The sequence below is a fragment of the Paraburkholderia sp. GV068 genome (assembly GCF_003058125.1).
Taxonomy (GTDB): Bacteria; Pseudomonadota; Gammaproteobacteria; order Burkholderiales; family Burkholderiaceae; genus Paraburkholderia; species Paraburkholderia graminis.
Genome location: NZ_QBUB01000007.1, coordinates 147,753 through 173,575, shown reverse-complemented (window position 1 = coordinate 173,575; position 25,823 = coordinate 147,753). Strand labels below are relative to the sequence as shown.

Here is a 25,823-nt window from a genome sequence, read left to right as displayed (position 1 = left end):
GTTATCAGACGAGGTGATTGAGCGCGAGATCGATGACATCGAAATTGCGCAAGCGTCGCGTGCCGTCGTTGCCACTGAGCTTGCGATTGAAAATGAGCGGCACTTTCTGTTCGGACATACCGCCGTGGGAGCGCAGCGGCACGGTGAGCCCGGACAGGTCATGTTTGTCGGCTGCGCTGCCGAGCACCGTGAGCCTTTCGCCGAGCACCACGAGTTCACCGATCCTGTCTGACGGCAACTCGAATCGCTCGCTAGCCTGTGCACGGGTCAATACCGCCTCGACGCCGTTGATAGCCGCGAGGAACGCTGCCACGTCGCGCTGCTTTTGTTCGTCGTGATCGCGCAGGTACACCGTAGCGTAGGAGCCGAGCGCGCCGTGATGCACGACATACGGATCAGTGATTGGCAGGAGAACACGCGTCGTGCGCGCGCCGTATTGCGCATCGAGCCTATCTTGCAGAAACACGATGTTGGGCCGGCCGATCGCATCGGTTTTCGCATTCATGCCGTGATCGGCGGTGAGCGCCAACACGGCGCCTTCGGCGTGCAGACGCAGCAGGTAGTCGTCCATCATCGCGTAGAAGGCGTTTGCGTCTGACGTGCCCGGCGCGTGTTTATGCTGGACGTAATCTGTTGTAGAGAGGTACATGAGATCAGGGCGCTCTTCGCGCAACAGGGAAAGCCCGGCGGCAAACACGAACTCCGAAAGCTCTGCGCTGTACACGGACGGCACAGGCATGCCGACTCTTGCCAGGATGTTGTCGATGCCGTGCTCCTGCCGCGTCACTTCGTCAGCTTTCTCAGCCGAAAAACAGATCCCTTCCAGCCGGTGTCCGAGCAGACTGCGCAGCTTGTCCTTCGCGGTAACGACAGCGACGCGCTGACCCGCGCGAGCCATCTCCGCAAGAATGGTGGGCGCGCGCAGGTATTTGGCGTCGTTCATCAGGACTTCCGTCTGCGTCTCCTCGTCGAAAAAGAAATTGCCGCAAATGCCATGTACCGACGGCGGCGCGCCTGTGACGATCGACAGATTGTTCGGGTTGGTGAACGACGGCACGACGCAGTCCCCGGTCAGCACTGTGCCGAACGAACGCAGGCTGGCCAGAAACGGCGCTTTGCCGGCCAGGATCGCCTGATTAATGTATTCCTGCTCGCAACCGTCGACGCACACCACAATCGTCGGCGCGGAGGGCAATTGATAAGTTCGGGAGTTGACGGTGATCTGCTGGGTCATGGGGACACCTTTCTGAGTGGAATGACGGCAGCGTATGATGATCAATCTACTCACACAACCGACAAAATTGTCCGGATTGCGTTAAATAAACTCACACATGCGATCGAAGCTTCCCCCACTCAACGCCCTGCGCGTGTTCGAAGTCGCCGCGCGCGCGGGCAGCTACTCCGCAGCCGCGCGTGAGCTCAACCTGACGCACGGCGCCGTGAGCCGTCATATCACCATCCTTGAAGACTGGCTCGGCCAGCCACTGTTCGTGCGCGATGGGCAAAGCATGGTCGCGTCCGGGCATGCACGAGCGTTGGCCCGAGAAATCAGCGCGGCTTTCGACCACATTGCGGACGCGGCGGAACGCTATGGCAAGAGCCAGCACCGTAAAGTGATCCGGGTCAGCGCGGCGGCGACGGTCGCAATGCGCTGGCTGATTCCTCGCCTGCCGTTGTTCACGGCGATCTGCCCGGATGTGGATGTGCGCGTCTCCACGACGCTGACGACCGATTCCGCACTGCGTGGCAGTTTCGATCTGGCGATTCGTCGCGAAGTACCCGCAGCCGGGCAATATCAGGCGTGGCCATTATTTGAGGAGCGCAACACGGTGATCGCGAGTCCGGCGCTGATCGCGCAAACCACAATCTCGTCGGTCGAACAACTTGCCGCCGAAACATGGCTCACCACGGAATCGCGTCCGAGCGATTGGGAGAGATGGACCCAGGCCGTCGGTCAACCCACGCTCCGGGCCAGTCGTACCTTGAGATTCGATCACTTTTTTGTGACGTTGCAGGCCGTGGTCGATGGCCTGGGTTTTGGTATCGGACCGTTCCCAACGCTCGATGCCGATTGCACTGCAGGGCGTCTACAAAAACCGTTTCCCGATCTGACTTCGAAGGGAGCGACTTACTTTGCATTGGTACCGCTGGATGCCGACAAGCCTGTGCATATGAGGGATTTCGTCGATTGGTTGCGATCAGGTGGCGACGACGGCCATTCCGATAAAAGATGAGCTTTCGCAAAGTACCCAAGAACCGCCCAGCAACCTAACCTTCCTTCCCAAACGCCCCAGTCCGCACCTCACCGTCGCGCAAATACCGCGTGATAATCACCCCACGCGACGTCCCCACCGACTGCACCAGCCTGAACGCGCACGCCGCAGCGTCATCACCAAAAAGCCGCTTCCCCCGCCCAAGTATCACCGGATACACAAGCAACCTCAGCTCATCCACCAAACCGGCAGCGAGCAATTGCCTAACCATATTCGCACTACCAAACGTCAAGAGATCCGCACCGTCATCATGTTTAAGCACGCGCAGCGCATCGGCCAAACCGCCCTCAAGCGCATGACTGTTTTGCCACTCGAGCGTCTTGGGCCGATGCGTGGCCACATGCTTGCGCACGCTGTTGAACAGATCGGCGATGCCGCGACTCGGCGAACCAGCCGGCACTTGCGGCCAATGCGCCGCGAAAATGTCGTAGGTGCAACGTCCGAGCAGCAATTCGAAGGGCTCTGAGAGCAGTTCCTGCACATATCCGCCGATAGCTTCATCGCCATACGGCACGATCCAGCCGCCGAGGCGGAAGTCGCCGCTGAGATCTTCGCGCGGACCGCCGGGCGCCTGAATGACGCCGTCCAGACTGATGAATGCCGAAACAGTGAGCTTGCGCATGGGGTTCTCCAGGTTGACGGACCGGATCGGCCCATCCATACGACGAGCGAGTCGTATCACGATCGACAACCAGGCGACATCCTTGCGCCGTCGATCGAGCCCCGCGCTGCCTCACCGCTTCATCGGCTCAATTCCGCGGACTCGCGTCGATCGGGACGCTTCTGATCTCGCCGGTCGACGCTCGGTCCTGGCGGCGCGGACCCCGCGCATGCCTCGAGCGCGACCGCCGCGCGTTTTGCAAGCTCAACGGTTTCGTTACACGCGACCACGTCCCTCAGCAGCTTGCAGCGAGCGCCGCCGCCGAGCTTCGACAACATCGTGCGCAGCTTCGCGAGCGCCGCTTGCGGCGAGCCGTTGTCCGAAATGAGCGAAGCGACGTCGAACGCGCTGCCGGCGGGCGTCGTGATCACCGTCGGACAACTCGACGTGGCGTCGGCGCTGGACACGAAGAGCGCCAGCGTCAGCCCGATCGTGCCCGCGCGCAAACTGCCCGGACCCTCGAAACACGCATTCATCGATACCGTCATGGCTCACTCCCGGTCGTCTTCACTCACTGCGATACGGATCGCGCGGCATGGTCCAGTATCGGCGGGGCACTTTTCATTTCGCTTGCGAGCGTTGCCAGTAAGTGCGTCATCGCTCGCGACGCCGCCGCGCCAGCGCCAGCGCTTTGTGGTACTTGCGCCGCGTATAAGCGCAAGCGTAAAGCGCCAATATCAGACCGACGCGACCGTCGCGGATCTTCCCCTTGCGAACCTACCACTTCACGAACGCGCCGAGCGGGCTGATGCAACTCTTGAGCCACAGCATCGCAGCCGGGTCGTTGCTGTCGAGCAGATCGATCGAAGCGAGATCGGTATAAAGATCGAGCTTTTGCATCATCTCCGCTGTGGTCTCGAACGTATGATGAACGAGCGGCGCTTCGATCCGTCCGCTGCTTGTATGACCCATCAGCGTTTCGTGCACGCTGTGGCCGCTGAAATGCAAAGCGTCGCGTCGCTTGCTATTTCGTCGGCCTGCAGTGATCGATAAGACCGGTTCGCGTTTTGCCGTCCCGGTCATGAATGCAGGTTCAAAAGCAAGCTTCCGGCCTGACCGCTCGACGCGCCGCGCCCGACGTCGGAGTGGATCGTTGTTTTTTCGCGACCTGCACAAAACGCCGCATGCGGGAACAGCACGCGCCGGAAGCATTTGACGGCACAACGCTAACCATTCATACGAAATACCCGATTTCCAGCGCGGGTAAACATGGCTACGATTTGTAAGGCGTCAGCGTTCCCAAACGTTCGGCGTGTGTGTTTGTTTTTTGGCCGCAGCTTTGTCTGCGGCTTTTTTCTTTGCGCCTCGCAGTCGCAAGTCTCTGCGTTCGTCAGACGCCTTTGACCTGACGACAGGCGGCGCGCCTTCCCCCTCGCAACACGACTAAGTCTCTCCCGGCGCCCGCGCTTCACGCGCACCCGCCCGGTTTTCGTCGACCTCTCCATCTCTCTGGTAAACCCGGTTGCATCATGATTTTGACGCGCCTATATTGCTATACACCATCAACTATTGCGATGCGATAAATCATGAGCAATGACGTGCTGTTCTCGAATCACGGCCGCGTCGCGGTCATCACCCTGAACCGTCCCGAGCGCCTGAACGCGTGGACGACGCCGATGCGCGAGACGATCATCGACGCGCTCGAGCGCTTTAACCGTGACCCGGAGGTCGCGGCGATCATCATGACGGGCGCGGGCAATCGCGCGTTCTCGGCGGGCCAGGACCTGTCGGAAGCGCATGATTTCGACGGCGAACGCGCGGTCGCGTGGGTCAAGGAATGGCAGCGTTACTACACGGCGCTGCGCAGCCTGTCGAAGCCGCTCGTCATGGCGCTGAACGGCACGGCTGCGGGCTCCGCATTTCAGGTGGCGCTGCTCGGCGACATTCGCGTCGGGCATCCCGGCGTGCGCATGGGGCAGCCGGAGATCAACGCGGGCATCGCGAGCACCACGGGCCCGTGGATCATGAACGCGATGCTCGGCATGTCGCGCACTATCGAGCTCACGTTGACCGGCCGTTTGATGGAGGCGGAAGAGTGCCATCGCATCGGCCTCATTCATCACCTCGTCGACGAAGACAAGGTGTTCGACAAGGCACTCGAAATCGCCACCGAACTCGCCGCGAAGCCGCCCGTCGCGATGCGCCTCGACAAGCAGCGTTTTCGCGAAATGACGGAGCCGGGGTTCATCGACTGCATCGAAGCGGGCGAGCGGATTCAGCGCGAAGCGTACGACTCCGGCGAGCCTGCACGCATGATGGAAGAGTTCTTCAGCAAGCGCGCGAAGTAGCCGCCGCGAGCGAGGCTCGCGAATCAGGCCTGCGAGTCAGGCCCGTCCCACAGCAACCGCAAGTCAGCCGTTCCAATCTCAACCGTAGTGCGGAGACCTGAACAATGACGCAAGACTTCAGCGCGGCGCGCCGCCGCATCCTTCACGGCGCGGGCGCGCTTGCCGTGGCGAGCGCATTGCCGCTCGCCGCGCGTGCGCAGGCCAAGCAGATCGTGGTGTCGGACCCGGGCGGTCCCTACACGACCGCCTATCGCGAAGCGTTCTACGATCCGTTCGAGAAAGCGACGGGCATCAAGGTCGTGAGCGTCGCGCGCGAATCGCAGCCCGTTGCCCAGTTCGCGGCGATGGTGCAGACGAAGAACTACGTGTGGGACGTCACCACGCTGACGCTCTCCGCCGATATTCCGTACCTCGAAGCAAAAGGTCTGCTCGAACCGATCGGCCTGAAAGCGAGCGATTATCCGGAGCTCATGCCCGAAGCGATCACGCCGAACTGGCTCGGCGTCGACGTGTATTCGACGGTGCTTGCGTATCGCGCCGACAAGTTCAAGGACGGCGGCCCGAAATCGTGGGCCGACTTCTGGGACGTGAAGAAATTCCCCGGCCGCCGCTGCCTGCGTCGCAGTCCGCTCGACACGCTCGAACAGGCGCTGCTCGCCGACGGCGTGCCGCTCGACAAGCTCTATCCGCTCGACGTCGACCGCGCGTTCAAGAGCCTCGACAGGATCAAGCCGCACGTCAACATCTGGTGGACCTCGGGCGCGCAGGCCATGCAGGCGATCCAGAGCGGCGACGTCGACATGATCTCGACATGGAACGGCCGCGCGCAAGCCGCGAAAGACGCGGGCGCGCCGGTCACGATCGTGTGGAATCAGGGGCTGTATTCGATCGAAGGCTGGGGCATTCCGAAGGGCACGCCGCGTGCCGATGCGGCGAAGCAGTTCGTGCGTTTTTGCGCCGACGCGAAGCGCCAGGCGCTGCTCACGCGCACGCTCGCCTACGGGCCGACCAACAAAAAAGCGTTCGAGACGATTTCGAAAGAGCGTGCGACGTTGCTGCCCACGGCGCCCGACAATCTTCGCGACATGCGGCTGCCGAGTCCGCAATGGTGGGAAGCGAACCGCCAGAAAGTCACCGAACGGTTCAATTCGTGGATCATTTCGTAAGGACGCACGATGAGCTCCAAACTCGAGGCGATAGGCATTGCGAAGCGCTACGGCGAGGCTCTCGCGCTGGAACCGACGGATCTCGCCGTGCAGGCAGGCGAATTCCTGACGCTGCTCGGTCCCTCGGGTTCGGGCAAGACGACGCTGCTGCAGATGATCTCGGGGCTCGTCGCGCCGAGCGCGGGCCGCATCGAAATCGACGGGCGCGACGTCACGCACGTCGAGCCGGGCAAGCGCGGCATCGGCATGGTGTTCCAGAGCTATGCGCTGTTTCCGCACATGAGCGTGTGGGACAACGTCGCGTACGGTTTGCGCATGCGCCGCAAGTCGCGCGACGAAGTACGCGCGGCTGTGGACAGCGCGCTCGCGATGGTGCGCATGACCGACTACGCGAAGCGCTTTCCGAAGGAACTGTCGGGCGGGCAGCAGCAGCGCATCGCGCTGGCGCGTTGCTTCGCCTACCGGCCGTCGGTGATTCTGCTCGACGAGCCGCTCGGCGCACTCGACAAAAAATTGCGCGAGCACATGCAGGGCGAAATTCGTCGCTTGCATAAGGAGCTCGGCGCAACGTTCGTGTACGTCACGCACGATCAGGACGAGGCGCTCACGCTATCCGACCGCATCTGCCTGATGAATCAGGCGCGCATCGAGCAGGTGGGCACGCCTGCCGATCTGTACGACCGCCCCGCGACGCGTTTCGCGGCCGGCTTCATCGGTCATTCGAATCTGCTCGAAGGCGCGCTCGACGACACGCGCGGCGCGAGCGGCGAACCGATCCTGCTCGCAGCCGGCGGCCGCATTCCATTGCCGATGAACGCAATGAACGCAATGAATACGATGAAGGCGACGAACGGGAAGGGCGCGGCTTCCGCTGCGCGCCACACGCTGCTCGTGCGGCCCGAAGCGCCGCGTCTCGTCGAGCCGCGCAGCGGTTTTGTCGACGGCACGATTGCGGACGTCGTGTTCTTCGGCAGCGATACGCGCGTGCAGCTCGCGATGAACGACGGCAGCGAGCTCACCGTGCGTTGCGAACGCAGTCTGTCCCCGCGTATCGGCGACAAGGTGGGCCTCGTGTGGGACCCGTATCGCACGACGCTTCTGCATAGCTGAAAGGGATCGGAATGACCATCGCTCTTCACGCGCATCGCGAAAGCGAAGCCTCGCGGCGCGGCCGTTCGATGTGGCTCGCGCGCTGCCTGCGCTTTCTGCCTATCGTGCCGACGCTGCTGTTTCTGCTCGTGTTCTTTATCGTACCGGTTGGCGAGATTCTGCAAGGCGGGCTCGTCGGCGCGGACGGGCAGATCGGGCTCACGCAGTTCGAGCGCATCGCGCGCACGCCGGTTTACGCGAAGGTTTTATGGATCACCTTCGCCATTTCGTTCATGACAGCGGCGCTTTCCATCGTGCTCGGCTATCCGGTCGCGTATCTGTTGAGCCGTCTGTCGGAGCGCGCCCGCGAACGCTGGCTGCTGTGGGTGATGCTGCCGTTCTGGACCAGCTATCTCGTGAAGACGTATGCGTGGATGCTGCTGCTGTCGAAGACCGGCGTACTGTCGACCATCGCGCTATCGCTCGGTCTCGTGAGCGAGACGAGCGGCACGATTCCGTCGCTGACCGGCGTGCTGATCGGCATGGTGCATTCCATGCTGCCGCTCGCCGTGATGACGATGCTGCCCGTCATGCGCGGCATCGACGACCGTTTGACGCAAGCCGCCGAAACGCTCGGCGCGGAGCGCAGCACGAGTTTCTTTACCGTCTATCTGCCGCTGTCGTCGCCCGGTGTGGCGGCAGCGGGTCTGCTCGTCTTCATCTCGAGCCTCGGCTTCTTTATCGTGCCCGCGCTTCTCGGTTCGCCGAAGGAAACGATGATCGCACAACTCGTGATCTCGTCGGTGCTCGAACTCTTCGACATGCGCTTTGCCGGCGCGCTCTCGACCGTGCTGCTGGTCTGCTCGATCGTGATCTTCTTCATCTACGACCGGATGGTGGGCCTCACGTCGCTGACCGGCGAAGTCGCCGAGCGTCAACGCGGCTCGCGTGCGCAAGGGCTCAAGCTCGCGCTGCTGATGACCGCGGGACGCGTCTTCGCACCGCTGACGATGCGCCGCAAGGTGCACGCCGGCGAAGCATCGCGCGCGCTCGGCCCGCTGGGTTTTTACACCTGTGTCGTGATGCTCGTGCTGGTGGTGCCGGTGCTGTCCGTGATCCCGTATGCGTTCACGAAGAGCGACTACATCGCGTTTCCGCCGAAGCTCTTCAGCATCCGCTGGTTCGGCACGTTCATGGATTCGCCGGTGTGGCAAAGCGCAGTGATCCGTTCGTTCGAAGTGGGTCTCGGCACCGCGCTGCTGTCGCTGCTGCTCGGCTTCGGCGCGACGCTCGCGATGACGCGCATGCCGCGCCGCGTGAGCAAGCCCGTATTCGCGTTGCTGGTCGCGCCGCTGATCGTGCCGCGTATCGTGGTGGCCGTCGGTTTGCTGTATCTGTTCGCGCGCTTTGGGCTGACGGGTACGAACCTCGGCCTCGTGATCGGCCATACCGTGCTCGCTATTCCCTATGTCGTCGTGACGCTGGCCGCAGGCTTCCAGCGCTTCGACTGGCGCCTCGACGACGCCGCGCGCGTGATGGGCGCGTCGCCGTTGCGGCGCATCACGTCGATCGTGTTGCCGCTCCTCATGGCAAGCGTGACCGCCGCGTTCCTGTTCGCATTCCTCGTTTCGTTCGATGACCTGACTATCGCGATCTTCGTCTCCGGCGGCATCAACTCGACGTTGCCCAAGCAGATGTGGGACGACATCCAGCTCGCCATCACGCCGACGCTCGCGGCCGTGTCGACCACGCTCGTGATACTGATCGCGCTGGTCGTCGCGGTTTCTTCCTGGCTCAAGCGCAAGGCGCGCTAATTTTCGGTCATTCAACCGGTTCACACATGCATCGTTATCCAGAATATTTTGCTCACCGGCACGCCAACGACGAGCTCGACTGTGTGCCGCTGCTCGCGGCAGGATTGCGCCGCGATCCCACGCGCACCGTCGTGCATTTCGAGGATCACGCGATCACCTGCGAAGACGCTTCACGGCACGTCGCGCAGTTGCAGCGCTGGTTCGGCGAACGCGGTCTCGTACAGGGCGATCGCGTCGCCGCGATGCTCGGCAATAGTCCCGAACACATTCACCTGATTTACGCGCTGCATGTCAGCGGGCTTGTGTGGGTGCCCGTCAACACGAAGCTGCGTGCAGCGGGCCTCGAATATCTGCTGCAACATGCACAGCCCAAGCTCTTCGTGATCGACGATGAATTCGACGCGGTGACCGCGCAACTCGATTGCGGCGCGGCGCAACGCACGCGTCTGCCTGCGTTCGACGCAAGCGACACCCATGCGGCGTTCGCGACGCCCGCGATCGGCGTGCACGATCCGCTGTGCATCATCTACACGTCGGGCACGACGGGCGCGCCGAAGGGCGTCGTCTTCACGCACCGGATGATGCGCATCGCGAGCGAGGCGGCGCTGCGTGTCGCCGATGTGCGCGACGGCGACCGGCTGTTTCTGTGGGAGCCCCTGTGTCACATCGGCGGCGCGCAAATGCTGCTGCTGCCGTTCCTCGAGAACGTGACGTTGCATGCGGTGCCGCGTTTTTCGGCATCGCAGTTCTGGCCGCAGATCGAGCGCGCGGGCGCGACTCAGTTGCATTATCTCGGCGGCGTGCTCGACATTCTGATGCAGTTGCCCGAGAGCGAGCAGCCGGCGGCGCACACGCTGCGCGTCGCGTGGGGCGCGGGTGTGAGCGCGGCGTCGTGGGAAGCGATTCAGGCGCGGCTCAAGGTCTCGCTGCGCGAGTGCTACGGCATGACCGAATGCTCGAGCTTCGCAACCGCAAATCTCACGGGAAAGCCGGGCTCGATCGGCCGCGCGTTGCCGTGGATCGACATCGAGTTACTCGACGAAAACGGGCAGCGCGTGCAAGACGGCGAAGCCGGCGAGATCGTGCTGTCGAGCAAAGTGGAGGGCACGTTTTTGCCGACGTATCTGAACAATCCCGATGCGACGAAAGCCGCGCTGCGCGACGGGCGGCTTCACACCGGCGATCGTGCGCGGCGCGATGCGGACGGCGATCTGTTCTTCATCGGCCGGCAGACGGACAGCATGCGCGTGCGCGGCGAGAACGTGTCCGCATGGGAAATCGAGCGTATTTTTGCGGCGCATCCGGCGATTCGCGCCAGCGCGGCAATTGGCGTCGCGTCGGCAATCGGCGAGCAGGATATCCTGCTCAACGTCCAGTTCAAGGACGAGCCGGTCGCGTGGCCGGCGCTGCACGCGTGGGCGCAAGAGCGCCTTGCGAGCTTCCAGTTGCCGCGCTATTACCGCGCGGTCTCCGCGTTCGAGTTGACCGCGAGCGAGCGCGTGAAGAAGCATCTGCTGTCGCGCAACACCGAAGACGCGTGGGACCGTCTCGCGACGGTCACGCAATAGTTATCGTATAGAGGTGGATTGTTAGGGCTATGCGATAATTTCCCGTTCGAACCAGACAGACACTGACGTGATGAGCGACGAGCCCAAAGCCGCACGCAAGCGCAACACTTCGCAGGCAAAGCTGCCCGCGGAGGCAGCCGACCCGAGCGCGTCGCCGCTTTACGTGCAGTCGGTCGAGAAGGCGATGAAGGTGCTCACCGCGTTCGACGGCAGCAAGCGTCAGTTGTCGCTCTCCGAGATCTCGGCGTCCACGGGCTTCGACATGAGCGCGACACAGCGCTTTACTTACACGCTCGCTGCGCTCGGCTATCTCTTCAAGGACGCGGACAGCCGCAAGTACGAACTCTCGCCGCGGCTTCTCGACTTCACCTATCACTATCTGACGTCGAACGATCTGGTGAGCCGCGCAACGCCTTATCTGCAGCAACTCGGCTCGGAGACGGAAGAGGCGACCAACCTCACGGTGCTGGACGATACGGACATTGTGTTCGTGCTGCGCATCGTCAGCCGCAATGTATTCAACGCGCACGTCATTACCGGCTCGCGGCTGCCCGCGTATTGCACGGCGCCGGGTCTCGCTATTCTTGCGACGCTGCCCGACGGCGAAATCGACGACATTCTGTCGCGCACGAATCTCGTCGCTTATACGGCTTCCACGGTTTGTCAGCCGCGCAAGATCAAGGAGCGGATCGTGCAGATCCGCAAGCAGGGCTACGCGCATACGGAAGACGAGTACTTCGTCAGCGATATTTCGACGGCGGCGGCTATTACGAACGCGCACGGACGCGGCATCGGCGCGGTGAATATCGCCGTGGCGCGCTCGCGCTGGCAGGCCGATCGCGACGAAAAACGCTTCGCCGATCTCGTGATTTCGACCGCTTCGGCTATTTCCACACGTCGGCGGATCGAATAACCGCGCCTGCTTCCGCACGCGGCACGCTCCATGCTGTGCTTCTAAAAAGCGGCAAGCGCCGTGAAACTGGGAGACAGACATGAGAACCTTCAAGGTTGCCGGCATCGCGTTGATCGTCTGCATGAGCAGCGTGGCTTACTCGCAACAAAGCGGTAACGCGCCGGCGAACAGCGGTACGCAAAGCGGAAAACAGATTCAGCCAGGACAGGCAGGGCAGGCCGTGGATAAGCCGGCGGACGTCGGCGCGCCAGGCAACAAGCCGGGCACGCTGATGGACAAGCGGGCGAATGCCATGTCGCCGGAAGGCGCGTCGGCGCCGCCGCGGACTGGCGAGGTCAAGCAGTAGCGCAGGGTAGAGCGCGGCGGCGGTCACGTCGCCGCGCGCGACACCATTCGCCGATGCCAATCGGGCAACGCTGTCCGCCGATTCAATCGTGCTTGACAATCTATCTGCAGGTAGATAGAGTTCGGTTCATGGACACGACGACTTCAGTGCGCGAACAGATTCTCGAGCACGCCATCACGCTTATCATGATGCGCGGCTATAACGGCTTTAGCTATCGGGACCTGTCGAGCCTGGTCGGCGTCAAGACGTCGAGCATTCATTACTATTTCCCGTCGAAAGACGACCTCGTTCTCGAAGCGGTGAACGCCTATAGCAACGAAGTGTTCAACACGTTGAAAGGGATTGACGAATCGTTGCCCGCTGAGGCCAGGCTCGGCAAGTACACCAAGCTGTTCGGCCGCACGCTGGGCGACGGGCACCAGATCTGCCTGTGCGGCATGCTGGCGTCGGACATCGAAACATTGCCGGACAATATTCGGCAAGCGGTGCAGGCATTCTTCAAGGCGAACGAGAAGTGGCTCGCGAAGGTGCTCGCGGAAGGCTCGAAAGCGGGTACGCTGGCGGTAAATGGCAAGCCTGAGAACGCGGCGCGCGCGCTCTTCGCGGCGTTTCAAGGTAGCGTGTTGGCGAGCCGGTTATTCAATACCAAGGCCCGGCTGGATGATGTCGAGGCGTCGGTAAGGATAGCTCGGTAAGACGTCAAGCGGGCATATCCGAAAGCAGCACGTCTGTCTTTTTTTGCGGTGTGTTGTCTATCTTGTGATAGATAGACTTTGAATGATGTAAGTGGTAGTTTTATAAAACCCGTTTGACTGTGCAATCGCATCTATCTGTACATAGATAGGCGACTTTAAACCTGTTCACTAAGGAGCTTCACCATGTCGGTCGAAAAAGTTCTGTATCGCGCTCATGCTCACGCTACCGGAGGCCGCGATGGCCGCGCCATCGTCCCCGAAGGCAAGCTCGACTTCAAGCTGACCACGCCGCGCGAACTCGGCGGCGCAGGCGGCGACGGCGCGAATCCCGAGCAACTGTTCGCGGCCGGCTACAGCGCGTGCTTCCTCGGCGCAATGAAATTCGTCGCGGCGCGCGACAAGATTGCGATTCCCGCGGATGTTTCGATCGACGGCAGCGTGGGTATCGGCGCAATTCCGAACGGTTTCGGCATCGAAGTCGAACTGAAGATCGCATTGCCGGGCATGCCGCGCGACGCCGCTCAGGCGCTCGTCGACAAGGCGCATATCGTTTGCCCGTATTCGAACGCAACGCGCGGCAATATCGACGTGACGCTGACCATCGTTTGATGCGTCGCTTCACGGCATGATCGCAAGCGGCGGCCAGGGCGAACCCCTTGCCGCCGCATGAAGGTTGGTGCATGGCGATCATGCCGGCTCGCTATCAACATCGCGCAGTGCTCCGCTGTCTATAATCGGCCGGATGCAACGACGAAGCTGGCACGTCAAATCGAAAGCACGGCAGGCGAAAATTTTTTATTGCCGTCGTGTCGATTCGGATGATCCTCCTTCGTCGTTCTAATAGCGGCATGCGGCTCGGCCGCCAGTTGACCGATCCTGACAGGAGACTCGCCATGACGATTCAGAAGATCACCCCGTTTCTCTGGTATTTGAACGAGGCCGAAGAGGCCGCGGCTTTCTACACGAGCGTCTTTCCGGACTCGCGCGTGGTTCGCGTCACGGAGGTGCCGAGCGCCGGCTCGACGAAAGTCGTCGACTTCGTGCTGTTCGGACAGCCGTTTCTCGCAATGAGTTCGAGCGGCAAAGACCCGTTCAATCACTCGGTATCGTTTCTGGTCAATTGCGCCGATCAGGCGGAAATCGACCGTTACTGGGACGCGTTTCTGGAAGGCGGCGGCGTGCCCGAGGCATGCGGCTGGCTCAAAGACCGCTTCGGCGTCTCATGGCAGATCGCGCCGAACGATGTGATCGGCATGATGGGCGACCCCGACGCGGAGAAGGCCCGGCGCGCCGCCGAGGCGATGATGAAAATGGTGAAGTTCGACGTCGCGGCGCTGCGGGCAGCGTACAACGGGACGGCGGGGTAGTCTCACACGTGCAGCGCGTCGCGCGCCACACGATGCGGCGCGCGCGGACGCACATCCTCAAATCAGCTTGTTTTCCAGCGCGCGTCCACCACGCTCAGCTTGCCGGGAATCAGCTTCAGCGCGCTGAACGTGTCGGCGATCTGCTGCTGATAGGCGAGGGTTGCATCGGTGATCGGCTGTACGCCGTAGCCGGTGCGCTTGAGCGCGACTTCGAGCGTGGCCGCGTCGAGGCCCACGAGCGGCGACAGCAGGCTCGCCACTTCGGCCACGTTGTCGCGTCCCCAACTGTCGACGGCGTTCACTTCCTCGAGCAGCGCATTCAGCAGGCGCGGTTGCGCCGTCGCGAACTTGCGCGCCGAGACGTAGTACTGCGTATTGCGCACGAGCCCGTCGCCGTTCGCGATGGTGCGCGCATTCGCCTGCCGTTCGATAGCGGCCAGGTACGGGTCCCAGATCACCCACGCGTGCACGCTGCCTTGCACGAACGCGGCGCGCGCGTCGGCGGGCGTCAGGTAGACCGGCTCGATGTCCGCGTACGTCAGTCCCGCCTGCTGCAGCGCCTTCACGAGCAGGAAGTGCACATTCGAGCCTTTGTTGAAGGCGACCTTCTTGCCGCGCAATTGCGCCACCGTGCGAATCGGCGAATCCTGCGGGACGACGATCGCTTCGCCACGCGGCGCGGGCGGCTCGTTGCCGATATAAACGAAGTCCACGCGGCCAGCCTGCGCAAAAATGGGTGGCGTTTCGCCGACCGTGCCGACATCGACGGCACCGGCATTCAATCCTTCGAGCAACTGCGGGCCGGCCGGAAATTCGAGCCACTGCACCGCGACGCCTTCGCTTGCCAGCCGCTTTTCCAGCGTGCCGCGCGCCTTCAGCACGACGAAGTTGCCGTACTTCTGATAGCCGATGCGGATGCGCTTGCTGTCGCCTTGCGCGTGAGCGGAGCCGCCCGTGAACGGCGCGATAGGCGAGAGTACGCCGCCGAGCGCGGCGCCCGTCAAACCGGCTGCGGCGCCGTGCAGAAGGCGGCGCCTGCGTGTATCGATCGAATCTTTGCGTGTGGTCATCGGTCTTTGCTCTCTGCGTGAAAGATGCGGCGCACGGTGCGCGTTGAACTCGCGACGTTAAATCGACGCCCGCGCAAATCCAACCAATGTTTGCGCATATCGAAAGCACGCAATCGAAGATGGCCTTCGCGCCGCTCGCTCCTTTCGTCAGAGGATCGCGCTCATCCACACGCTCACGGCTGAACTCTCAGCCTGCCCACCGCGGCGAATTCTGAAGTCTCGGAACACGGGGCTTGCGGTGTCCGCTCACGTCACAAAAAAGCCCGCTAGATCAATGGCTTAAAACATATCCGCAATCAGGCCGCCATTGGCATAGGCCTTGCCTTATACCCCTACAAGAGCGCCCAGAGCGCAATCCACAAGACTCGAGATCCTCACGGAGACACTCATGACCCAGCCCAACTCTCATCGACCCGCGCGGCGCTAACCCGCGCGCATCGCTTCCCACTTCCCACAATATTTTCCACGGATCGCCCGGGTTTTCCCCGAGCTTATCCAGCACCTGGCTCGAAGAGCCGCAGCCGGATGCGCCGACATCCGCATCGAAACGCGACGCCGCCATGCCACCGCGGCGCGCCAAAGCAAGGAGACATGTTTTGTCCACACCCGCCCATACCCAGGACGCTTCGCGTTCCACGCCCGCGCTCGACGCCGCGCCGTTGTCCAACGAAAAGACCCGCTTCTGGCCAGAAGGCTGGTGGAAGCTGATGGAATACCGCATCGGCATCATCCCGCTGCCGGTCTATTTCATTCTCCTCGCGCTGATCGTCGGCTTTGCGGTGACGGGCAAAATGCCGGGCGAAATTTCGATGGCAATCGCCGTGCTCGCATTCTTCGGCTTCACGTGCGCCGAACTGGGCAAGCGTCTGCCTCTTCTGCGCAACATCGGCGCGGCCGCAATCTGCGCGACGTTCGTGCCGTCGGCGCTCACGTACTACCACGTGCTGCCCAAGCCAATTCTTCATCTCACGACCGAGTTCACGAAGTCGACGAACTTCCTGTATCTCTTCATCGCGTCGATTATCGTCGGCAGCATTCTGAGCATGGACCGGCGCGTGCTGATCCGCGGCTTCGTGAAGATCTTCGTGCCGCTTGCGCTGGGCTCGCTGGCCGCGGCCATTGTCGGCATTGCCGTCGGCGCGGCATTCGGGCTCGGCGCGCGCCATACGCTTTTGTATATCGTCGTGCCGATCATGGCCGGCGGTGTCGGTGAAGGCGCTATTCCGCTGTCGATCGGCTATTCGGAAATCATGCACTTGCCGCAGGGCGAGTTGTTCGCGCAAGTGCTGCCGCCCGTCATGCTCGGCAGCCTCACCGCGATCGTTCTGTCGGGTGCGCTCGACATGCTCGGCAAGCGCTTTCCGCATCTCACCGGCGACGGACGTCTGCAAGTCGGCGAGACCGACGAAATGGCGCCCGCCGAAGAAGAAATTCGCGGCCATATCGACGTCACGCATATCGCGGCGGCCGGCATCACCGCGATCACGCTGTATCTGCTCGGCCTGATGTGCCGCAATCTGTTCGGCTTGCCCGCGCCGGTCGCGATGCTGTTTCTCGCCGTGTTGGTCAAGCTCGCGCGCGCCGTGTCGCCGCAATTGCAGGAAGGCGCGTTCGTCGTCTACAAGTTCTTCTCGACCGCGGTCACGTATCCGCTGCTGTTCGCCATCGGCGTCGCGATGACGCCGTGGGACAAGCTGATGGCCGCCTTCACCATCGCCAATATCGTGACGATCGTCGCGACGGTGGCGACGCTGATGGGCACCGGTTTTCTGGTTGCCCGCAAGCTTAAGATGTACCCTATCGACACCGCGATCGTGAACGCCTGTCACAGCGGGCAGGGCGGCACCGGCGACGTCGCGATCCTGACCGCGGCCAACCGCATGCAACTCATGCCGTTCGCGCAGATCGCCACGCGCATCGGCGGTGCGATCGTCGTCACGGTTACGCTGATCGCGGTCGCGCATGGTGTCTGACGCGTCGCGTTCCGGTGCGGCGCGCGCGTGGCGTCGTCGGGCATCGGGTATTCGCGAGGTCGAACATCAAGTGAGAATAAGAGGGATACCGCTGTGGGTGTGGGCGATCGCGGCACTGCTGTATGCCGGCATGGCCGCGGCGGCAATCGAACTCGCGTGGAATCGCGCGATTGACGCGCTCGCCGAGGCCGGCGCGCATCAGCTCGACCTGTACGGCGCGAGCCTGAAAAGCGAACTAGGGCGCTTCGAGATGATGCCCGCGATCGTCGCGCGACAGGACAGCGTGCGTGCGTTGCTCAACGCCGGGCCGCACGCGTCGCCCGCGCTGGTGCAGGGCGTCAATACGTATCTCGAAGCGGTGAACCAGGAGGCGGGCAGCGTCGCGGTCGACGTGATCGATCTGCAAGGCTCGGTGATCGCCGCGAGCAACTGGAACCAGCCGCTGAGCTTCGTCGGGACTAACGTGTCGTACCGGCCTTACTTCAAGGATGCACTCGCGCGCGGCAGCGGGCGCTTCTTCGGCATCGGCACCAATACCGGCATTCCGGGGCTTTACTTCGCGAGCGCGGTGCGCGACGGCGGCAAGGCGATCGGCGCGGCGGCGGTGAAGATCAGCGTCGACGAACTCGAGTCGGCGTGGCGCCGGCCGAATGAGGCGGCGATGGTCATCGACCACAACGGCGTGATCGTCATCTCGACGGTGGCGGCGTGGAAATTCACCGCGCTGCGGCCCATCACTTCGGAACAGCAGCGCGAGATTCAGGCGTCGCGGCAATACGCGGGCCGCCTCGTGGAGCCGCTTCAATATCGGCGCATCGGCGAGTGGGGCGCAAGCGCGTGGCTCGGCCGCTTTCCTGACCCGCGCCGCCCCGGTCACACCACGCGTTATCTCGCGATGTCGCGGCCCGCGCCACAAGCGGGCGACTCGATCATGGTGCTGCTCGACGTCGCGGGCGCGCGGCGTCAGCAGGAGCTTGCGCTCGGTTTCGTGACGGGCGGCTTTCTGATCGCCGGTCTCTATGCGCTTTACGCGGTGCAGCGCCGTCGCACGATTGCGGAGAAGCTGAAAGCGCAGGACGCATTGCGCCGCGCCAACGATGAACTCGAGGCGACCGTCGCGCAACGTACCGCGGCGCTCACGCAAACGAACGAACGGATGCAGCAGGAGATCGCCGAGCGCAAACGGACTGAAGAGCGCTTGCGCGAGTCACAGCAGGAAGTCGTGCATGCGGGCAAGCTCGCGGTGCTCGGCCAGATGGCTGCGGGTCTCACGCACGAGCTGAGTCAGCCGCTCGTCGCGATCCGCACGCTGTGCGATAACGCGCGCACGTTTTTCGAACGCGATCAGCCGGCGCACGCGATCACGAATCTTGAGCGCGTGTCGCGTCTCGTCGACAACATGGCCACGCTCACCGGCGAATTGAAAGCGTTTGCGCGCAAGCCGGTTGTCGAGCGCGTGGCCGTGTCGCTCAACGAAGCGGTGGCGCATGCGCGGCTCATTTACGACGCGCGAATCCGCGACGAGGCCGTGCAAGTCGACGTGCGAATGGCGCCGGGCACGCTGGTATGTGCGGAGGCGAGCCAGTTGCAACAGGTGATCGTCAATCTGCTCGGCAATGCGCTCGACGCGGTCCGCGAACAGGAGCAGCGCGTGATTACGCTCGAAGCAACCGAGTCCGCCGACAATGGCCGCGTGCTGTTCTCGATTGCCGACAGCGGCACCGGCATCGCGCCCGAAGTGCTCGAGCATCTGTTCGAGCCGTTCGTCACGACGAAGCCGCGAGGCCACGGCCTCGGGCTTGGCCTCGCGATCACGTCGCGTATCGTCGAAGCATTCGGCGCGAAAATTTCCGCCGTCAATCGCGATGAAGGCGGCGCGCGCTTCAATATCGAGTTTGCGTCAGCGAAGGGAGTTGTCGATGGGAGATGAAATTCGCGTTCTCGTGGTAGAGGACGACGAGAACGTGCGCTTCGGTGTCCAGCAGGCCGTCGAGCTCGCGGGCCTGCCCGTGTCCGCTTACGCGGGTGCGGCCGATGCGCTCGCCGAAGTCGCGCCCGGCGCGCCGCTCGTGATCGTATCCGACGTGAGAATGCCGGGCATCGACGGCTTGCAATTGCTCGACAAGGTCATGGCGATCGACCCGCAAATCCCGGTCGTTCTGATCAGCGGACACGCGGATATTTCCACCGCCGTCGGCGCGATGCAGGTGGGCGCGTACGACTTCATCGAAAAGCCGTTCTCGTCGGACCATATTGCGCGGCGCGTGGCGCGCGCCGTCGAAAAGCGCCGCCTCACGCTCGAAGTGCAGGGCTTGCGCGCCGCGCTCGATAACTGGCAAGGCATCGAGGCGCTCGTACTCGGCAAGTCGCCCGCCATCGCCGAGGTGCGCAAGAAGATCCTGCGTCTGGCGGATACGTCGGTGTCGGTGCTCATCACCGGCGAGACCGGCACGGGCAAGGAGTTGATCGCACGCAGCCTGCACGAGTTCGGCGCGCGACGCGACAAGCATTTCGTCGCGCTGAACTGCGGCGGCTTGCCGGAACAGATTTTCGAAAGCGAGCTGTTCGGGCATGAAGCGGGCGCCTTCACCGGTGCGATCAAAAAGCGCATCGGCAAAATCGAATGGGCGCATGGCGGCACGCTTTTTCTCGACGAAATCGAAACCATGCCGGTGTCCTTGCAGATCAAGATGCTGCGCGTGCTGCAGGAACGCACCGTGGAGCGTCTCGGCGCAAACGAACCTATATCGGTGGATTGCCGGATCGTTGCGGCGTCCAAGGCCGACCTCATGCAGCTTTCCACCGAGGGCCAGTTTCGCGCGGACCTGCTGTATCGCCTGAACGTCGCGCAGATCGAATTGCCGCCGTTGCGCGAACGGCGCGAGGACGTGCCCTTGCTGTTCGAGCATTTCGTGCTCGCGGCCGCGCGCCGTTTCGGGCAGCCCGCGCCGATCGTATCGGCGTCGCAGCTTTCCGAGCTAATGACGCATTCGTGGCGCGGCAACGTGCGCGAGTTGCAGAACGTCGCCGACCGCTTCGTGCTCGGACTAACCGGCGATAGTCTGCTGACGCCCGGCGGCAACGCAAGCAAGGGCGGCACGCTCGGCGAACAGCTTGCGTACTTCGAGCGCATGCTGATTGAAGACATGCTGCGGCGTCACAACGGCAACGTCGCGGAAGCCAGCGTCGAGCTCGGCATGCCGAAAAAGACGCTGTATCACAAGCTCCGGCAACTCAAGATCGCCGCTCGCGATGTGCCGGGCGACGAGAGCGACGTCGACCGGTCGTCATCGGGAGGCGAGTAGACCCGCATGGACCGTCTACCTCTGACTACACAAGAGCCGATTGAAGGGGCGATTCAGGGCTATCTGATCAAGGGCATCACGCATTCGCAGAAGACCTTTCGGCCAGGCGACTGGCCCGAGCGTCTTGCCGGCGTCATCACGCTTTTCGTCGGCGAAAAGCGGCCGGGCATTCATATCGCGTGCACGCGTCTCGCGATGCCTGTGATCGACGCCGGGATCAAATGCTTTTTCGTTTCCGACGAACTGCGCGCAGTCTGTGCCGACGCATTCGACTTCGTGATGCGCTTCGCGAAAGACAATGATCTGCCGGTCGATGTGCGTCGCGCGCAGAGGCTCGCTTCGCCGGATGTTCTTGCGTCCGAGGCTTCTACAACGTCGCGTTGCTGACCCGGAGCATGGCCCAATCGGCCAGGCAGCGTTGCACGCCCAAGGTGCTGCGCCGCACCATCATCGCGCGTTCATGCATCGGAATGCGCCAGCCCACGGCGCACGGCGCGCGCTCCAATACTCGCCAGAAGCCCACCGCGCGGGGCCTTCGCGGCGTTCTCGCCTAATGGCATGAGCCTTGCATTTAACGTGGCTGCGGATCAAAGGCGATCCGGCTCATCTGCAGCACGCACTCTGTTTTAGATCACTCGTTTTGGACAACGGCGTCCCCCGAATACAGTCGCACTGGCGATTGCATCCGCGGGACGCTTTTTTATTGCCGGACACATCATGCCGCGTACCGCATCGCAAATGAAGGAAGCCTTTGTCATGAACGTTGCCGAGAGGAACTCCGCCATGAGTCACGACCGCTTGCCGCAAACCTGGACGCCTGTTTGCACGCTCGACGACATCGTTCCGAATACGGGCGTCTGCGCGCTCGTCAACGGCGGACAGGTCGCCGTATTTCACGTCACGGACGGTGAGGGCGGCGTGTACGCCATCGACAACTTCGACCCGGGCTCGCGCGCGGCCGTGCTGTCGCGCGGGCTGATCGGCAGCCTCGGCGAGCGCATCGTCGTGGCCTCGCCGATCTACAAGCATCACTTCGATCTGCGCACCGGCGAGTGCCTCGAAGCGCCCGAGAATTCGGTCAGCGCGTATCCGGTGCGGGTGGAAAGCGGCAAGGTGTGGGTCGCGGCATGAGACACGAGATCGACGCACAGTTGTCGGGAGGCGCCTCGCACGCGTCACACGCCTCCCACGCCGCGCCCGCGCGCCCGCGGCTCGTGGTGATCGGCAACGGCATGGCCGGCATGCGCACCGTCGAAGAGCTGCTGAAGCTCGCGCCGGATCTGTACGACATCACCGTGTTCGGCGCCGAGCCGTACGGCAACTACAACCGCATTCTGCTGTCGCCGGTGCTCGCGGGCGAAAAGACGGTCGACGACATCATCCTCAATACGCGCGACTGGTATGACGAGAACGGCATTCGCCTCTATGCGGGCGACCCGGTGATCGCGATCGACCGCAGGCGCCGCGTCGTGCGTTCGCAAGGCGGCGTGGAAGTCGGCTATGACCGTCTGCTGATCGCGACGGGATCGAAGCCTTTCCTGATTCCGGTGCCGGGCCACGATCTGCCTGGCGTAATCGCATTTCGTGACATTCAGGATGTCGAAACAATGCTCGAGGCGGCGCGCAATCATCGGCATGCCGTGGTGATCGGCGGCGGATTGCTCGGGCTCGAGGCCGCCAACGGACTCATGCGCCAGGGCATGTCGGTAACCGTCGTGCATGTGATGGACAGCCTGATGGAGCGCCAACTCGACCGCAGCGCGTCGGTCCTGCTGCAACAGGCGCTCGAGCGCAAGGGCCTGCGTTTCCTGCTGAAGGCGAACACCGCGGAGATCGTCGGACCGGATCGTGTGAGCGCCGTGCGTTTCGCCGACGGCACGCAGATTCCCGCGGACCTCGTCGTGATGACGGCCGGCGTGCGCCCGAACATCGACCTCGCGAAACAGGCGGGGCTGCATTGCGAGCGCGCGATTGTCGTCGACGATACGTTGCAGACCTACGATCCGCGCGTCTACGCGGTCGGCGAATGCGTGCAGCACCGCACGGCGACCTTCGGCCTCGTCGCGCCGATCTGGGATCAGGCGCGCGTGTGCGGCGCGCATCTCGCGGGCGCGGGCCATCGCCGCTACGTGCAGCGCGCGACTGCCACCAAGCTCAAGGTCACCGGCGTCGAACTGTATTCGGCCGGCGACTTCATCGGCGGCCCGGACAGCGAAGACCTCGTGCTGCGCGATCCGCGGCGCGGCGTCTACAAGCGCCTCGTGATCGAAGAGAACCGCGTGATCGGCGCCGTGCTGTATGGCGACGTCAACGAAGGCGCGTGGTACTTCGAGCTGATCCAGAACCGGACCGACATTTCCTCGCTGCGCAGCCAGTTGCTGTTCGGCAAAGCCCTCTGCGAGACGCAGGCAGCCTGACCTGGAACACACCGTGAGTTTTCCCATCGCTATTTCGAGCACGTCCGGCAGCGGCGATGCTGTCAGAACCACCTGTCCGTATTGCGGCGTCGGTTGCGGCGTGCGCGCGCGAGCGCGCCCCGACGGCGGCCATGACATTGCCGGCGACGAACAGCATCCCGCGAACTTTGGACGCCTGTGCGTGAAAGGCTCGGCGCTCGGCGAAACGATCGGGCTCGACGGACGGCTGCTTCATCCGAAGATGCGCGAGCGCGCGAGCGGCGCGTTGCGCGATGTTTCGTGGGACGAAGCAATCGATGCGGTCGCGGACGGCTTTCGCCGGATCGTCGACGAACACGGGCCGGATGCGGTCGCGCTCTACGTATCGGGCCAGTTGCTGACCGAGGACTACTACGTCGCGAACAAGCTGATGAAAGGCTACGTCGGCAGCGCGAACATCGATACGAATTCGCGGCTCTGCATGTCGTCTTCCGTTGCGGGACACAAGCGGGCTTTCGGCGAAGACGTGGTGCCGGTGTGCTACGAAGATCTCGAACTCGCCGATCTCGTCGTGCTGGTTGGTTCGAACACGGCGTGGTGTCATCCGATCCTGTTCCAGCGGATCGTCAAGATCAAGGAAGCGCGGCCCGACATGAAAGTGGTCGTGATCGATCCGCGCTATACCGCGACGTGCGAGATGGCCGATCTGCATCTGCCGTTGAGCGCCGGCAGCGACGTGCGGCTTTTCAACGGGCTGCTCAGTTTTCTCGCGGAGCATGGTGCGATCGACGCGCAGTTCGTCGATGCGCATACCAACGGTTTTGCGCAGGCACTGGCCGCTGCTTCTGAGGGTGAAGTATCGGGCACGACAGCGGCCTTCGATCTCGCCCAATGCGCGAAGGCGTGCAAGGTCGATCCGCACGATCTGCTCGAGTTTTACCGCCTGTTCGCGCGCACCGAGCGCGTCGTGACGGTCTATTCGCAAGGCGTCAATCAATCGAGCGCGGGCACCGACAAGGTCAACAGCATCATCAATTGCCATTTGCTGACGGGGCGCATCGGCAAGCCGGGAATGGGGCCGTTCTCTTTCACCGGACAGCCGAATGCGATGGGCGGGCGCGAGGTCGGCGGTCTCGCGAACACGCTCGCCGCGCATCTCGAACTCGACGATGCAAAGCATCGCGAACTCGTTCAGCAATTCTGGGGCGCGCCGGTTATTGCATCGCGCGCGGGGCTCAAAGCAGTCGAGCTGTTCGAGGCGATCGAGGAAGGACGCGTCAAGGCCGTGTGGATCATGGGCACGAATCCGGTCGTGAGCCTGCCCGACGGCGATCAGGCAAAGCGCGCGCTCGCGCGTTGCGAACTGGTGGTCAGCTCCGACATTGTCGAGCGCACGGACACCAATGTGTTCGCTCATGTGCTGTTGCCGGCGCTCGGCTGGGGCGAGAAGGACGGCACCGTCACGAATTCGGAGCGCAGGATTTCGCGTCAGCGCGCGTTCTTGCCCGCGCCGGGCGAGGCGCGCGCGGACTGGCAAATCATCTGCGATGTGGCAAAGCGCATGGGCTATGCGGGCTTCGAATTCGCGAGCCAGCAGGAGATCTTCGACGAGCATGCGCGGTTGAGCGCATGGCGCAACGGCGAGAGCGAGAGCGAAAGCCAATCGCATAGCCAACACGGCGACAGCGTGCGTCGCGCGTTCAATCTGGCGGGGCTGGTGGGCCTCGGCAGCGACGGCTACTCATCGTTGCAGCCTGTTCAATGGCCCGTACGCGCCAATAACAACACGGCCAGCGACACGGCCAGCGACACGGCCAGCGACACGGCCGCACCCGGCACCGCGCGTCTTTTCGACGATCGCCGCTTTAGCCACGCGGACGGCCGCGCGCGTTTCATCGCCACGCCGCCGCGCGCGCCCGCGAATGCGCCCGACGACGACTATCCGCTGACGCTCAACACGGGCCGCGTGCGCGACCAGTGGCACACGATGACCCGCACGGGCAGGTCCGAAAAACTCGCGGGCCATGTGACCGAGGCGTTCGTCGACATGCATCCACAGGATGCGTTGTTGTGCGGCGTGCGCGAAGGCGACCTCGCGCGAGTGTCGAGCCGTTGGGGCGCGATGGTCGCGCGCGTGCAATACGGCGGCGGCATGCCGCGCGGCAGCGTGTTCGTGCCGATTCACTGGAACGATCAGGTGGCGTCCGACGCGCGCGTCGGGGCCGTGGTGAATCCGTCGGTCGATCCGGTTTCCGGCGAGCCCGAGTTCAAGCACACGCCCGTGCGCGTCGACAAGTTTCATGTCGCGTGGCATGGCTTTTCGCTGAGCCGCCGCGCGCCGGTTCTCGACGGCGTCACGTACTGGACGCGCGTGCAGGGCACGCAGTTCGTGCGCTATGAACTGGCCGGCCGCAATCCGCCTGGAGAGGAGGGCGATCGCGGCGCGTGGGCGCGTGCGCTCTTCTGTGTCGACGATGCACACGCCGATTGGCTCGAATACGAGGATCGCGCGGCAGGCGTTTATCGCGCGGTGCATCTCGTCGACGATCGCATCGAGAACTGCGTGTTTCTCTCGGCGCGTCCGGACCTGCCGGCGCGCGAATGGCTCGCGAGCCTCTTTGCAAAGGGCAAGCTCGACGACGCGGACCGCATCGGCGTGCTCTCCGGCCAGTCGATCGGCAAGGGCGCCGATACGGGGCCGACCATCTGTTCGTGCTTCGGCGTCGGGCGCAATACGATATGCACGGCGATACGCGAGCACGGCCTGAAGAGCGCCGCCGACATCACCGCGTGTCTGAAGGCGGGCGGCAACTGCGGCTCGTGCGTGCCGGAGTTGAAGAAGCTCCTGGTCGATACGGAGCTGGCGCGGCTTAATGCGGCTTGAGTGCTTGAGTGGGCC

At 63.2% G+C, this 25,823-nt stretch carries 23 protein-coding genes; 18 read left to right on the top strand and 5 right to left on the bottom strand.

Features of this window, described 5'->3' with window-relative positions; genetic code table 11:
• Window positions 1–4 precede the first annotated feature (4 nt).
• On the bottom strand, window positions 5–1,234 hold the full coding sequence (gene phnA, locus C8K18_RS16595; protein WP_107708368.1) for a phosphonoacetate hydrolase: 1,230 nt from the start codon (window positions 1,232–1,234) through the stop codon (window positions 5–7).
• A gap of 97 nt (window positions 1,235–1,331) precedes the next feature.
• On the opposite strand from phnA, the gene C8K18_RS16590 reads away from it, so the two are divergent.
• Window positions 1,332–2,234, top strand: a complete 903-nt coding sequence (locus C8K18_RS16590) for a LysR substrate-binding domain-containing protein (RefSeq protein WP_029969244.1) — start codon at window positions 1,332–1,334, stop codon at window positions 2,232–2,234.
• A gap of 34 nt (window positions 2,235–2,268) precedes the next feature.
• Here C8K18_RS16590 and C8K18_RS16585 read toward each other — a convergent pair whose 3' ends face one another.
• The 3 genes from C8K18_RS16585 to C8K18_RS33730 form a co-directional block, all read right to left on the bottom strand.
• Window positions 2,269–2,895 (bottom strand): dihydrofolate reductase family protein, encoded by a 627-nt coding sequence (locus tag C8K18_RS16585; protein WP_107708366.1) that lies wholly within the window; start codon window positions 2,893–2,895, stop codon window positions 2,269–2,271.
• Between the two features lie 119 nt (window positions 2,896–3,014).
• On the bottom strand, window positions 3,015–3,422 hold the full coding sequence (locus C8K18_RS16580; RefSeq protein ID WP_029969247.1) for a hypothetical protein: 408 nt from the start codon (window positions 3,420–3,422) through the stop codon (window positions 3,015–3,017).
• A 229-nt stretch (window positions 3,423–3,651) separates the two neighbouring features.
• The gene (locus tag C8K18_RS33730; RefSeq protein ID WP_006053146.1) at window positions 3,652–3,846 is read right to left on the bottom strand and encodes a hypothetical protein; all 195 of its coding nucleotides are present in this window, start codon (window positions 3,844–3,846) and stop codon (window positions 3,652–3,654) included.
• A 614-nt stretch (window positions 3,847–4,460) separates the two neighbouring features.
• Here C8K18_RS33730 and C8K18_RS16565 point away from each other — a divergent pair.
• The 10 genes from C8K18_RS16565 (at window position 4,461) to C8K18_RS16520 (ending at window position 14,180) form a co-directional block, all read left to right on the top strand.
• On the top strand, window positions 4,461–5,222 hold the full coding sequence (locus tag C8K18_RS16565) for an enoyl-CoA hydratase/isomerase family protein (protein ID WP_006053145.1): 762 nt from the start codon (window positions 4,461–4,463) through the stop codon (window positions 5,220–5,222).
• 104 nt (window positions 5,223–5,326) lie between these two features.
• Window positions 5,327–6,388, top strand: a complete 1,062-nt coding sequence (locus C8K18_RS16560; protein ID WP_107708362.1) for an ABC transporter substrate-binding protein — start codon at window positions 5,327–5,329, stop codon at window positions 6,386–6,388.
• A 9-nt stretch (window positions 6,389–6,397) separates the two neighbouring features.
• Window positions 6,398–7,498, top strand: a complete 1,101-nt coding sequence (locus C8K18_RS16555) for an ABC transporter ATP-binding protein (protein WP_107708361.1) — start codon at window positions 6,398–6,400, stop codon at window positions 7,496–7,498.
• Window positions 7,499–7,509: 11 nt separating this feature from the next.
• Entirely contained in the window at window positions 7,510–9,291 is a 1,782-nt protein-coding gene (locus C8K18_RS16550) for an ABC transporter permease subunit (RefSeq protein WP_107708359.1), read from the top strand.
• 26 nt (window positions 9,292–9,317) lie between these two features.
• Complete coding sequence (locus C8K18_RS16545) at window positions 9,318–10,859, top strand: AMP-binding protein (RefSeq protein ID WP_107708357.1); 1,542 nt, start codon at window positions 9,318–9,320, stop codon at window positions 10,857–10,859.
• Between the two features lie 70 nt (window positions 10,860–10,929).
• A complete protein-coding gene (locus tag C8K18_RS16540) occupies window positions 10,930–11,772 on the top strand; it encodes an IclR family transcriptional regulator (RefSeq protein WP_107708356.1) in 843 nt (280 codons plus the stop codon).
• A 79-nt stretch (window positions 11,773–11,851) separates the two neighbouring features.
• The gene (locus C8K18_RS16535) at window positions 11,852–12,118 is read left to right on the top strand and encodes a hypothetical protein (RefSeq protein ID WP_029969256.1); all 267 of its coding nucleotides are present in this window, start codon (window positions 11,852–11,854) and stop codon (window positions 12,116–12,118) included.
• Between the two features lie 128 nt (window positions 12,119–12,246).
• Window positions 12,247–12,813 carry a TetR/AcrR family transcriptional regulator gene (locus C8K18_RS16530; protein ID WP_107708354.1) on the top strand — a complete coding sequence of 189 codons (567 nt, stop codon included), beginning with the start codon at window positions 12,247–12,249 and terminating at the stop codon, window positions 12,811–12,813.
• 183 nt (window positions 12,814–12,996) lie between these two features.
• Entirely contained in the window at window positions 12,997–13,422 is a 426-nt protein-coding gene (locus tag C8K18_RS16525) for an organic hydroperoxide resistance protein (RefSeq protein WP_006051078.1), read from the top strand.
• Window positions 13,423–13,706: 284 nt separating this feature from the next.
• Entirely contained in the window at window positions 13,707–14,180 is a 474-nt protein-coding gene (locus C8K18_RS16520; protein WP_107708352.1) for a VOC family protein, read from the top strand.
• A 62-nt stretch (window positions 14,181–14,242) separates the two neighbouring features.
• Here the strand turns inward: C8K18_RS16520 and C8K18_RS16515 are convergent, their stop codons facing one another.
• On the bottom strand, window positions 14,243–15,250 hold the full coding sequence (locus C8K18_RS16515) for a sulfonate ABC transporter substrate-binding protein (RefSeq protein WP_006051076.1): 1,008 nt from the start codon (window positions 15,248–15,250) through the stop codon (window positions 14,243–14,245).
• Window positions 15,251–15,846: 596 nt separating this feature from the next.
• Between C8K18_RS16515 and C8K18_RS16510 the strand changes: the two genes are divergently transcribed.
• The 7 genes from C8K18_RS16510 to C8K18_RS16480 all read left to right on the top strand — a co-directional run bounded on the left by C8K18_RS16510 (window position 15,847) and on the right by C8K18_RS16480 (window position 25,808).
• Window positions 15,847–17,223, top strand: coding sequence for a 2-hydroxycarboxylate transporter family protein (locus C8K18_RS16510; protein ID WP_107708350.1), 1,377 nt, complete (start codon window positions 15,847–15,849; stop codon window positions 17,221–17,223).
• A complete protein-coding gene (locus tag C8K18_RS16505) occupies window positions 17,213–19,153 on the top strand; it encodes an ATP-binding protein (RefSeq protein ID WP_244230981.1) in 1,941 nt (646 codons plus the stop codon). Before C8K18_RS16510 ends, C8K18_RS16505 begins: the two co-directional genes overlap by 11 nt.
• On the top strand, window positions 19,143–20,528 hold the full coding sequence (locus C8K18_RS16500; protein WP_029969263.1) for a sigma-54 dependent transcriptional regulator: 1,386 nt from the start codon (window positions 19,143–19,145) through the stop codon (window positions 20,526–20,528). The genes C8K18_RS16505 and C8K18_RS16500 overlap by 11 nt, the downstream gene beginning before the upstream one ends.
• Before the next feature lie 6 nt (window positions 20,529–20,534).
• Window positions 20,535–20,915 (top strand): DUF3579 domain-containing protein, encoded by a 381-nt coding sequence (locus C8K18_RS16495; RefSeq protein WP_029969264.1) that lies wholly within the window; start codon window positions 20,535–20,537, stop codon window positions 20,913–20,915.
• 396 nt (window positions 20,916–21,311) lie between these two features.
• Complete coding sequence (nirD, locus tag C8K18_RS16490) at window positions 21,312–21,659, top strand: nitrite reductase small subunit NirD (RefSeq protein ID WP_107708508.1); 348 nt, start codon at window positions 21,312–21,314, stop codon at window positions 21,657–21,659.
• Window positions 21,656–22,945, top strand: a complete 1,290-nt coding sequence (locus C8K18_RS16485; RefSeq protein ID WP_053857937.1) for an NAD(P)/FAD-dependent oxidoreductase — start codon at window positions 21,656–21,658, stop codon at window positions 22,943–22,945. The genes nirD and C8K18_RS16485 overlap by 4 nt, the downstream gene beginning before the upstream one ends.
• Before the next feature lie 13 nt (window positions 22,946–22,958).
• Complete coding sequence (locus C8K18_RS16480) at window positions 22,959–25,808, top strand: nitrate reductase (protein ID WP_107708349.1); 2,850 nt, start codon at window positions 22,959–22,961, stop codon at window positions 25,806–25,808.
• Window positions 25,809–25,823 lie beyond the last annotated feature (15 nt).

Bases quoted from the DNA above. Each gene is read 5' to 3' on its own strand.
- phnA (WP_107708368.1), bottom strand. From the start codon at position 1,234: ATGACCCAGCAGATCACCGTCAACTCCCGAACTTATCAATTGCCCTCC.
- C8K18_RS16590 (WP_029969244.1), top strand. From the start codon at position 1,332: ATGCGATCGAAGCTTCCCCCACTCAACGCCCTGCGCGTGTTCGAAGTC.
- C8K18_RS16585 (WP_107708366.1), bottom strand. From the start codon at position 2,895: ATGCGCAAGCTCACTGTTTCGGCATTCATCAGTCTGGACGGCGTCATT.
- C8K18_RS16580 (WP_029969247.1), bottom strand. From the start codon at position 3,422: ATGACGGTATCGATGAATGCGTGTTTCGAGGGTCCGGGCAGTTTGCGC.
- C8K18_RS33730 (WP_006053146.1), bottom strand. From the start codon at position 3,846: ATGGGTCATACAAGCAGCGGACGGATCGAAGCGCCGCTCGTTCATCAT.
- C8K18_RS16565 (WP_006053145.1), top strand. From the start codon at position 4,461: ATGAGCAATGACGTGCTGTTCTCGAATCACGGCCGCGTCGCGGTCATC.
- C8K18_RS16560 (WP_107708362.1), top strand. From the start codon at position 5,327: ATGACGCAAGACTTCAGCGCGGCGCGCCGCCGCATCCTTCACGGCGCG.
- C8K18_RS16555 (WP_107708361.1), top strand. From the start codon at position 6,398: ATGAGCTCCAAACTCGAGGCGATAGGCATTGCGAAGCGCTACGGCGAG.
- C8K18_RS16550 (WP_107708359.1), top strand. From the start codon at position 7,510: ATGACCATCGCTCTTCACGCGCATCGCGAAAGCGAAGCCTCGCGGCGC.
- C8K18_RS16545 (WP_107708357.1), top strand. From the start codon at position 9,318: ATGCATCGTTATCCAGAATATTTTGCTCACCGGCACGCCAACGACGAG.
- C8K18_RS16540 (WP_107708356.1), top strand. From the start codon at position 10,930: ATGAGCGACGAGCCCAAAGCCGCACGCAAGCGCAACACTTCGCAGGCA.
- C8K18_RS16535 (WP_029969256.1), top strand. From the start codon at position 11,852: ATGAGAACCTTCAAGGTTGCCGGCATCGCGTTGATCGTCTGCATGAGC.
- C8K18_RS16530 (WP_107708354.1), top strand. From the start codon at position 12,247: ATGGACACGACGACTTCAGTGCGCGAACAGATTCTCGAGCACGCCATC.
- C8K18_RS16525 (WP_006051078.1), top strand. From the start codon at position 12,997: ATGTCGGTCGAAAAAGTTCTGTATCGCGCTCATGCTCACGCTACCGGA.
- C8K18_RS16520 (WP_107708352.1), top strand. From the start codon at position 13,707: ATGACGATTCAGAAGATCACCCCGTTTCTCTGGTATTTGAACGAGGCC.
- C8K18_RS16515 (WP_006051076.1), bottom strand. From the start codon at position 15,250: ATGACCACACGCAAAGATTCGATCGATACACGCAGGCGCCGCCTTCTG.
- C8K18_RS16505 (WP_244230981.1), top strand. From the start codon at position 17,213: ATGGTGTCTGACGCGTCGCGTTCCGGTGCGGCGCGCGCGTGGCGTCGT.
- C8K18_RS16500 (WP_029969263.1), top strand. From the start codon at position 19,143: ATGGGAGATGAAATTCGCGTTCTCGTGGTAGAGGACGACGAGAACGTG.
- C8K18_RS16495 (WP_029969264.1), top strand. From the start codon at position 20,535: ATGGACCGTCTACCTCTGACTACACAAGAGCCGATTGAAGGGGCGATT.
- nirD (WP_107708508.1), top strand. From the start codon at position 21,312: ATGAGTCACGACCGCTTGCCGCAAACCTGGACGCCTGTTTGCACGCTC.
- C8K18_RS16485 (WP_053857937.1), top strand. From the start codon at position 21,656: ATGAGACACGAGATCGACGCACAGTTGTCGGGAGGCGCCTCGCACGCG.